This window comes from Streptomyces sp. MK7, from assembly GCF_032658145.1.
Classification (GTDB): Bacteria; Actinomycetota; Actinomycetes; order Streptomycetales; family Streptomycetaceae; genus Streptomyces; species Streptomyces spiralis.
Genome location: NZ_JAVACL010000095.1, coordinates 1 through 9,081 on the forward strand (window position 1 = coordinate 1; position 9,081 = coordinate 9,081).

Below are 9,081 nucleotides of genomic sequence, written 5' to 3' on the forward strand. Positions count from 1 at the left end.
CTGACCGCCGGCCCGACAAGTCCGCGGAGACGGACCCAAGTCCCCGCCGCCCCCTCCTTCGTCCACGCCGACGGCCGGCCCCGCGCGACCGGAGCAGGCACAGCATGCTGTGGCTGTTCGCAGACTCAAGCCGGCAGTCCCGCAGAACCTGGCTCGGCGTGTCCATCCGGAATCTCCGGGAGAGTCACGTCCGGATCGCCAAGTCCCGGTCCAACTCCGCAGGCCTGCCTGGTCGGGCCTGTTCTGCTGCGTATGCGGCAACGAGGCGGTTCCAGCGGTTGCGTCCTGGGAAGCGGTGTACGGGTTCCCACCTGATCCGGGCGTTTGCCCTGGCGTCGGAGTGAGGGCCCGGATAGGAGAACGGCCACCGGCTGATCTTCGAGGTGTCGAAGCCCGAAGGAGATCAGCACGATGACCGCACCGGACAGTCTGCCCTTGCACGTCCTCGCCGAGGAGAACCTCGCCGCGGCGAGTCCCGATCTGCTGCGCGCGATGGTCAAGGACGCAACCCTCGACCTCCTGCCGCTCCTTGCCTCGCCCGACAAGGCTCGGCAGAGCCGCAGGCAACTGAGCCGGCACCTCAGGCAACGCGGACCGCCCACTCACCAGGCGGTTGGCGGTCTGCGGGAGCCGCCCGGACAGAATGCGCTCGTGCACCTGCTGCAGCTTCGGTGACGGACTGACACCCAGACGCCGGCGCAGCAGATGACTGGTCGCGTGATAGATCGTCAAGGCCTCCGACTGCCGGCCCGCGCCACACAACGCGGTCATGAGAAGCGCGCACACACGTTCACGCAACGGATGCTCGGCCAGCAGAGCCGACAACTCCAGCGCGGCCTCCGCGTAACGGCCCAGCTCGACCTCACACGCCAGCTGCTCCTCAGCACACGCAAGACGCAGCTCGCCCAGAACACCCCGCTGCACACTCGCGATGGGGCCCGGCACGCCGGCCAGCGCAACCCCCTTCCACATACCCAGGCTCTCCGACAGCAGATCCGCCGCTAACGTGACGTCTCCACCGCGACGAGCCTTACGCGCCCTGGCCGTCAGCCGCTTGAAGTGGTTCAAGTCCAGATCATCAGGCCCGATTCGCAACAGGGACGCCCCATCGACCAGCCGGACCGAACCATCACCCCGCTCCCCCAGCGCCTGCCTCAACCGGTACACATACGTCCGCACCGAACCCACCGCAGACGCAGGGGCCTCATCGCCCCACACATCCTCCACCAGTCTGGAAAGGCTGACCGGCGCGCCTGACCTGAGCAAGAGCGAAGCAAGGACCGCGCACTGCCTCGGCTGGCCCGCCGGTACCTCCACGCCCTCCTTGAGTAACCGAACCGGACCGAGAACCGAGAACTTGACACCCACACCCATGTCCCCTATCGCCCCGAGTGCTCTTCAAGGAAACGGCTGATGTCCAGTAGTGCGGTCTCGTTGCCTGCGGGGACGGCCTCGTAGGTCGTGGCAAGCCACGCCCTGACCGGAGGGACAGGGCCTTCGAGGCGGGCGTAGCCGTCCGGAGATTCAAGTTCGAGGCTGAACAGGAGGCCCATGCAGCACTCGATGGGAGCGATCCTCACGTCTCCGAGGCCGGCAGCACCGCGCATACCCTGGTCGAGCAGTTCTCGGGCGAACGTCCAGTGGACCGTCCGTTCAGGTGCGAGGTGAAAGGAGGCGCGAACGGCGTACGGGTCGGTGTACACATACGAGAATCGCACCGGCACACGTACGTGGAGGCCGGAGGAGACCTCGAACGTCAAGTGGATCTTCAGTTCCAGGTCAGGTGAGCTCATCATGATTCCTCGTCTGGGGTCGACGTGCGGGACTTGCAGCACCTCGCGCCTCGGACACATCCACCCGCATCCGGTGGGTGATTCGGACGCTTACCCGAGGGACGTTCTGTTCCACGGTGTTCCGGCAGCCGGCCGAAGGGCCGTGTCGTCGCACGGGATGTTCTGGTCGACGGATCCGCCAGAGGTGAGCCCGGCAGCCCTCGATCCGCCCTGGGACGATCTGCTGTGCGGCGACTCCTCTGCCGGCAGGTTCTCGGTTCGGCCCGCCGACAACCGGTGGTGGTCCAGCACCCCAGTCTCCTCTCACGTCGCCGCGCCGTGCCCGGGGTAGCAGCTCCGGTACCCAACAAGAGACTGCCTGCCGTGTCGACCGCCCGACATCGGCAACCTGCCGGATCTTCGTCCGCCCGGGCCCTTAGGACCCGGAGCGAATCGCCTTAGGTACTGTCCTCAGACCGAACTCAAGCGTGTCGTTCTTGCAGGTCAGATGCAGTATCGAAGGGTCTGATCAACGATCGGCCTCATGTCCGGCCATCGCTGGGCGAGGTCTCCGCGAAGGCCGCGAGCGCACGAGGCACCCGGCTGTCACCGGCCTGCTGTGCCGCTGCAGTCGCCGCGGTCAAGCGCTTCCGTTCCCGTCGGGAGAGAGCCGGGGCCCGTAGGTTCCACCGGGCATAGGGGGGTGGCGCCGTGTGAACGGCCTGCAGCAGAAGGCCGCTGCCCTCCTCGGCGACGGCGAGAAGTGGATCCGCCACCGCATGCAGCCGGGGAAGACCGGATGCGTTGCGGTGTCCCGCGTGTTGGCGCTGCGCCTCATCACGGAATCACTGCGCTCCGGCGCGCAGGTCCACCCGCCTCCGGAGGGCGGAGTGACGATCGAGCCGGCGAACGGGCTGTCCTCGTACGGGATCCAGCCGTTCCCCAACGCGGGCTGGACCTTGGTCCTTGACGTCATGTGTCGCGGACGGCCCGGCACCGTGCTCACGGTGCCGGGCCGTCCGGTGGGTGGAGCGGCTCGTCAGCCCTGGCGGGCCTTGAAACGCGGATCCTTCTTGTTGATCAAGAAGGTCTCGCCCCGGCGGCGCACCACCTGGGCACCGGGCTTGTCCTTCAACGAGCGCAGCGACGTGCGTACCTTCATCACGAATCTCCCTCGGCTGCAGGCCGGCGAACGGGGGGCGCCGGTCAGCGGCGGGTCGTGGCGGTGCCGTAGCGCCGCTCGAAGCGCTCCACGCGTCCCGCGGTGTCCACAACGCGGGAGCTACCGGTGTAGAACGGGTGGCCGGCCGACGAAATCTCGACGTCGACCACGGGGTAGGTGACGCCGTCCTCCCACTCGACCGTGTGCTCCGTGTCGATGGTGGAGCGGGTGAGCAGCTGGAAGCCGGTCGCGCGGTCACGGAAGACGACGGGACGAGAGATGGGGTGGATGCCATGCCTCACGGGGGTGTCCTTCCTCAGGGGCCTCCGTCGCCGGGCAACGACGACGGACTTCGTCACACTTCGCGGAAGAGGACGTGCTCGCCGGCGACCGGGTCGTACTTGCGCAGGACCAGTCGGCCGGGGTCGTTCAAGCGGTTCTTGCGGGTAACGTAGGTGACTCCGGTACCTGCCGTCGACGTCAGCCGGACGACCGGCCGCGCGGTACTGCGTGCCATGGGAGGCTCCTTCCGTCCCGTGCTTTGACTGGGACATGTCATACATGTGTGGTCCAACACGGTCGGCGTTCGCCATATTCCGGCGGCGGCCGATCCGGTGGGCGGGATGCAAGGTGCGATCGTGGAGGGCGGTCGCCTACGCGGCGAAAGGCTCTGCGGGGCTTCAGCCGGACGATCGTCCCCGCAGGCAATAGGTGAGGCCCGGGGACACTGTCCCCTCCACGGTCACGTTGCCTACAACACGTCCCCCCTCACGGTTGTTCCCGCCCTGACAGCACGCTCACGCACCCTTCCCCGGTACCTGGACTGCCCGCTCCGCGGGCCTCACACTGACGCCGCTCGTGTACCGGGTGAAAGTCGGATGGCGTCGATCAGGTGACAGGCCGCGGGTGCCGGTGACCGGCTTACCCCCCGCTCCGATGCGCCCAGGACGGGATGCGGGGCGGCTCCCGACCAGGGCGCGTGGTGTGGGAGCCGCCCAAGCGTGTGGTTGACCGTGACGTCGATGACGTTGCCGAAGTAGTCGGCGATCGCCTCGTTCATGGCGCCGGACTGACCGGAGTAGACGAGGTTCGCGGTGTGCTCGACCACGCCGTGGGTCATCTCGTGGCCCACCACGTCGAGGTCGGAGGCGAGCGAGCGGTACTCGTCGTCGCCGGTGCCGTACACCACCTTGGTGTGGTCCCAGAACGCGTTGACGAACGGGCTGCCGAAATCCGTCACGCCGACCAGGGAGTTGATGGCCATGCCCTGGCCGTCGAGGCTGTTGCGGTGGAAGGTGTCGCGGTAGAACTCGTACACCTTGCCCGCCGCCCAGTGCGCGTCGACGGCACCGGAGCCGGTCAGGTCGGAACCGAGCTGCCGGGTGGGCGAGGTGAACGGCACCACGGTGTCGGGCCACTGGCCGGAGACGTCCTGGTACCAGACGCTGAGGCGCCCCAGGTCTGGACGGGCGCCACGCAGGTGCCCGGCTTTGCCGATGACCCTCAGCTCCGCATGCGGGACGTGCCGCTGGATCTCCTGGGCCTCGCTGAGCGGCGTGTAGACGTCGTCGGCTCCGACGACGATCAGGACGGGGGCGTCGACACCTGTCAGGACAGGCCGGTAGTCCGGCCATTCCGCGCGGCCGCGCAGTGCGGCGGCGGCCCCGCATGGATCGGTGGAACGCATCATGCCCAGCACCTGCTCAGCGACTTCGGGCAGTGCGGTGACGTTGTACGCGGCGAGCACCTTGTCGATGGCGTCGCGGGCGTATCCGTCCATGCCCTCGGCCAGCAGGCGGTCGGCCAGCCGATTGCGGAAGGCCTTGCCGTCCTCGGTCTCCGCCGGTGCCGACGTGTCGGTCAGGATCAGCGCCCGTACGCGCTGAGCGTACTGGCGCTGGAACTCCATGGTGATCTGCCCGCCCATCGACACTCCGCCGATCACGGCCTGCTCGATGCCCAGATGGTCCAGGACCGCTGCGATGTCATCGGCGAAGTCGGACAGGTACACCGTGCCCTCGTGACGTCGCTGTCGCCGTAGCCGCGCAGATGCCACGCTGGCGTCGGACTCCACGAAACCCGGGGCAGCTCAGCAGAATTGTCCACGGTCGACCAGCCGCTGATCACCGCAGAGGCCACCGGCCGCAGGGAGCGACCGCTGACGCCCTGGCCCCGTGCGCTAGGAGTCCTTCGACACGATCACGCTTTGCGATGCGGTCGAGCGCAGGTTGAGGCCCCGCATTGCAAGGATCGATGCCAGCCCCCATGCGACCGTGGCGAGGACGGCTGCTACCTGACGGGCGGCCCCGGGCGTGCTCTACTGCTGAAGGGACAGTGTTCCAACCCTGCGCAATTCGGCGTGCGGCGCACCGGGTGACACCTGCCTCGCCCGGTACTACCTCAGGTGCCCCTGTGCATGCGGCTCCGTGGAGGAGCGGAAATAGCGTGCTGCGACGTCGCTCTGTTGCTACGCTCGGACGCATGATCACGCTTTCGCCTCAGCATCGGATGATGCCCCGTCGACGGGGCCGCTGAGAACGGACGCGTACCGAATCCGAGGCCCCGGGACGGGGCCTCGATTGTTGTGCGACCAGGCCTCGCTACCCGGTAGGAGGACCGATGACCGCACGACGCCGCTACATCACCACGACTATTCCGTACGTCAACGCCCGCCCGCATCTGGGCTTCGCCCTGGAGTTGGTCCAAGCTGACACGTTGGCCCGTCACCACCGCCAACGGGGAGAGCAGGTCCGGCTGCTCAGCGGAACCGACGACAACTCTCTGAAGAACGTCTTGGCCGCCGAAGCGGCCGGCGTCGACGTGCAGTCGTTTGTCGACCGCAACGCCGACGCGTTCGCCGCATTGCGTGGTCCACTGTCGCTTTCATTAGACGACTTCATCCGCACCAGCAGCGACCCGCGTCACCGCGTCGGAGTCGAACGACTGTGGCGCCGATGCGCCGCGTCAGGGGACCGCTATCGCAAGGAGTACGAAGGTCTGTACTGCGTCGGCTGTGAGCAGTTCTACACCCCCAACGAACTGGTCGAAGGACGGTGCGGGAGCACGGCACCGAACCTCAACTCGTCGCCGAAGAGAACTGGTTCTTCCGCCTGTCCCGCTACGCCGACCGCCTCCATCAACTGATCTCGAGCGGCGAGTTGCGCATCGAACCCGCAGCCCGCCGCAACGAGGTCCTCGCTCACATCGAACGTGGCCTGCACGACTTCTCCGTTTCCCGCTCGCACAGCCGCGCTCGCGGTTGGGGCATTCCCGTGCCGGACGACCCGAGCCAGGTCGTCTATGTGTGGTGGGACGCCCTCGGTAACTACGTCACCAGCCTCGGATACGGCACCAGTGACAGCGCCTACGACCAGTGGTGGGAAACCAGCGAGCGCCGTGTCCACCTGGTCGGCAAGGGAGTGGTGCGCTTCCACGCCGTGTACTGGCCGGCCATGCTGCTGTCGGCCGGGCTCCCGCTGCCCACCGACATTTTGGTCCACGACTACCTCACCGTCGACGGCCGCAAGATCAGCAAGTCCGCCGGGACCAGTGTCGACCCGGCTGCGCTGGCCGTGGCATATGGCACCGACGCGGTGCGCTGGTGGCTCCTGCGCGATGTGCCCCGGGTCGGGGATGCGGACTTCACATCCGACCGGCTGACCACCCGCGCGGATGCGGATTTCGCCGGAGGGCTGGGCAACCTCGTCCATCGCATCGTGACCATGGTTCACCGCTTTCGCGACGGACTTGTCCCCGCCTCCGCGCCTGAAAATCCCGGAGGGCTGGCGCTGGCGGAGGTTTGCCGGGAGACGCCTGGCCTCGTCGACGCCGCCTTGGCCGACTTCGACTTCCGGCGTGCCATCCACGCTGTCCGGGAGATCGTGGAAGAGGCCAATCGATGTATTGACGCGACCCGGCCTTGGGAGCTTGCTCGGGGTAGGGACGGTGGGCCATGGTGCACGGCATGGCAGGCGGTCAACCCTCACCCGGCCACGTGGTCAACACGCTGCCCTGCTGCTCGTCGGTGAGGGTGATGCGTGCGCCGGGCATGCTGCCGTACTCCCCCACCCACGACGTGAACTTGCGGCGTGCGGTCTCCTCGCTCTCCCACCAGCCCTGCATCACCAGGCAGTCGGATGCGGTCACGGTCAGATGGAACCGGTGCGCCTCATCCACCGCAGCCACCCCTGCCGTCGACCACAACCGTCAGCCGCACCCCGGCCTCGGCGGCGACCGCACGCAGGTCGGCGACAATCGCGGCGACCGTGCCCGGCACCCGGGACGGCTCCAGGTCGACGGTGGCCAGGAAGCAGTCCCGGCAGCTGCCCAGCCACCGGCGGCCTGGCCGGGAACGATGCCCGTCGCGCGGGCCGACTCACCACAGCCCGCGCACGCGTGCGGGATCCGGCGACACGCGCCGCCGCCTCCCGGACCTGCCGGCCCGGCGCTGGGGCAAGCGTCGCGGGGTCCACGCCGAGGCGGCGCAGCACGTCCTCGATCGCCATGCCCGCTGGTGGTCGTCGAGGGGCGGTCACGAGTACCCGAGGTCGACGACCAGATCGCATCGGGAAGCGGCGGCGCTCTGTCGCATCGCCAGGTGCCGGAGTGTCAAGGGCTCATTCAGCCCACATCCCGAGTCGCTCGGCCAGGAAGGCGATGATCTCGTTCCGGGCCTGCATGGTGGAGTGACCGTCCTGGTCGACGAGGTGTGCCGTGACGACGCTGTGGGCGCAGCCGACGACGTCACGGAAGAAGGGCGGAGGGTTCGTGTTCGCCGTCTCGGCTTTTAGTACGCGGCCGTCGAATGCGTCCCCGAGCAGCGCTCGGTAAGCCGCGAACCGCTGACCAGTGCACCACCTGTCGTTGTCGAAGCGGTAGGCGAGAACCTTCAATCCCTCTCGCGCTACGCGTTCAGCCACGGCAGCAGCGTCTTCGTCGCTGATCTCCAGACCGCCGGGATCGTCCAGCGGAAGCGACGGATGGTTGACCACTGGTGCGATGACAGCCGGTTCGAGCGCCATCGTCAAGGCGAAGTTGCCGGTAAAGCACAGACCGACGGCGCCGACGCCAGGCCCGCCACGCTCGGCGTGCGCCAGGCGGGCGAGGCCGCGCAGCCATGTGACGACAGGGCTGGTGCCGCCACCGGCGAAGGCTCGGAACTCGGCGCTGACGCAGGCGCGTCGAACGACGGTCTCGCGTGCCTCGGTGAGCGGATAGGCACCGTCGACGCCGAAAAGAGAGGGCAGGTACACGGAGAAGCCGGCATCACGCACCCACCGCGCGAACCGCGCGACGTCGGGGCTGATACCCGGCATCTCGGGCATGAGGATGACTGCCGGTCCTGACCCGGCGACGTACACGGTCTTGTCGACGTCATCGACGCTGACGGCTCTCCGTGAGAAGTCGTCCAAGGGGTCGCTCTGTCCTCGCATGATTGTCATGACCGAGATGATGACGAGCGGCCGCCCTTCCGAGAAGCGGCGGCATCGCCACGTATCACGGTAATATCGCCATCCGTTCGAAGGTGCCGGAGGGGCCGCATGAGTCCGCTGCGCGTTGGTGTGCTGGCCTACCCCGGCTGCTTCGCGTCGGAGGTATTCGGCGTCCCTGACCTCCTGGCCATGGCCACTCACGTCGCCGCGGCGCAAGGGTCGGTTCAGCCGGCCTACGAGGCGTCGGTCATCTCGCCCCGGCGTCGTGTGATCGCGGCCGGCGGCTCGGTCCTCGACGTCTCGGCGGTTCGCCCGGTGGACGTCCTGATCGTGCCGGGATTCGAGCTTTCGCCCACGCTCGATCTCGACGCGACACTCGCAAACCTGGGACCGGAAGCAGCGTCGATTCGATCGCAGGCGGCCTCGGGGACCGCTGTCGTATCGATCTGCGTGGGTGCCTTCCTGGTCGCTGAAGCCGGTCTGCTCGACGGGCGCCGAGCGACCACGTCCTGGTTGTTCGCGGATCGGTTCGCCCGCCGGTACCCCGACGTGCGCCTCCGCCCGGAGAGCTTGGTCGTAACCGACCGGGGGGTGACGACCACGGCGGCCTTCAGTGCCATGTACGACTTCGCCCTGCAGTTCATCCGTGAGCACGACGGCCCCCGCGTCGCCCGTAGCACCGCGCGTATCGCGCTTGTTGATGATGCGCGTTCCA

At 67.9% G+C, this 9,081-nt stretch carries 9 protein-coding genes and 3 pseudogenes; 3 read left to right on the forward strand and 9 right to left on the reverse strand.

The window, feature by feature from the left end; all coding sequences use genetic code 11:
* Window positions 1-411 precede the first annotated feature (411 nt).
* A complete protein-coding gene (locus R2S09_RS39515; RefSeq protein ID WP_316746107.1) occupies window positions 412-675 on the forward strand; it encodes a hypothetical protein in 264 nt (87 codons plus the stop codon).
* Window positions 676-699: 24 nt separating this feature from the next.
* On the opposite strand, the pseudogene R2S09_RS39520 reads toward R2S09_RS39515, so the two are convergent.
* The 7 genes and pseudogenes from R2S09_RS39520 to R2S09_RS39550 form a co-directional block, all read right to left on the reverse strand.
* Window positions 700-1,374, reverse strand: a pseudogene (locus R2S09_RS39520) (BTAD domain-containing putative transcriptional regulator); the annotation flags it as partial.
* A gap of 5 nt (window positions 1,375-1,379) precedes the next feature.
* The gene (locus R2S09_RS39525; protein ID WP_316746098.1) at window positions 1,380-1,793 is read right to left on the reverse strand and encodes an SsgA family sporulation/cell division regulator; all 414 of its coding nucleotides are present in this window, start codon (window positions 1,791-1,793) and stop codon (window positions 1,380-1,382) included.
* Window positions 1,794-2,811: 1,018 nt separating this feature from the next.
* Window positions 2,812-2,934 carry a type B 50S ribosomal protein L36 gene (gene ykgO / locus R2S09_RS39530; protein WP_316746100.1) on the reverse strand — a complete coding sequence of 41 codons (123 nt, stop codon included), beginning with the start codon at window positions 2,932-2,934 and terminating at the stop codon, window positions 2,812-2,814.
* A 44-nt stretch (window positions 2,935-2,978) separates the two neighbouring features.
* The gene (locus R2S09_RS39535; protein WP_306192156.1) at window positions 2,979-3,236 is read right to left on the reverse strand and encodes a type B 50S ribosomal protein L31; all 258 of its coding nucleotides are present in this window, start codon (window positions 3,234-3,236) and stop codon (window positions 2,979-2,981) included.
* Window positions 3,237-3,289: 53 nt separating this feature from the next.
* Window positions 3,290-3,451, reverse strand: coding sequence for a 50S ribosomal protein L33 (rpmG, locus tag R2S09_RS39540; RefSeq protein ID WP_306192155.1), 162 nt, complete (start codon window positions 3,449-3,451; stop codon window positions 3,290-3,292).
* A 324-nt stretch (window positions 3,452-3,775) separates the two neighbouring features.
* On the reverse strand, window positions 3,776-4,339 hold the full coding sequence (locus R2S09_RS39545) for a M4 family metallopeptidase (RefSeq protein ID WP_399145698.1): 564 nt from the start codon (window positions 4,337-4,339) through the stop codon (window positions 3,776-3,778).
* Between the two features lie 63 nt (window positions 4,340-4,402).
* A pseudogene (locus tag R2S09_RS39550) lies at window positions 4,403-4,983 on the reverse strand (alpha/beta fold hydrolase); the annotation flags it as partial.
* Between the two features lie 570 nt (window positions 4,984-5,553).
* Here R2S09_RS39550 and R2S09_RS39555 point away from each other — a divergent pair.
* Window positions 5,554-6,962, forward strand: a pseudogene (locus R2S09_RS39555) (methionine--tRNA ligase).
* Here the strand turns inward: R2S09_RS39555 and R2S09_RS39560 are convergent.
* Window positions 6,910-7,080, reverse strand: a complete 171-nt coding sequence (locus R2S09_RS39560) for a hypothetical protein (protein WP_306192154.1) — start codon at window positions 7,078-7,080, stop codon at window positions 6,910-6,912. The pseudogene R2S09_RS39555 and the gene R2S09_RS39560 sit on opposite strands and share 53 nt — an antisense overlap.
* 470 nt (window positions 7,081-7,550) lie before the next feature.
* Complete coding sequence (locus R2S09_RS39565; RefSeq protein WP_316746103.1) at window positions 7,551-8,345, reverse strand: dienelactone hydrolase family protein; 795 nt, start codon at window positions 8,343-8,345, stop codon at window positions 7,551-7,553.
* A gap of 129 nt (window positions 8,346-8,474) precedes the next feature.
* Between R2S09_RS39565 and R2S09_RS39570 the strand changes: the two genes are divergently transcribed.
* On the forward strand, window positions 8,475-9,081 hold a 607-nt coding region (locus tag R2S09_RS39570), incomplete at its 3' end, for a DJ-1/PfpI family protein (RefSeq protein ID WP_316746105.1).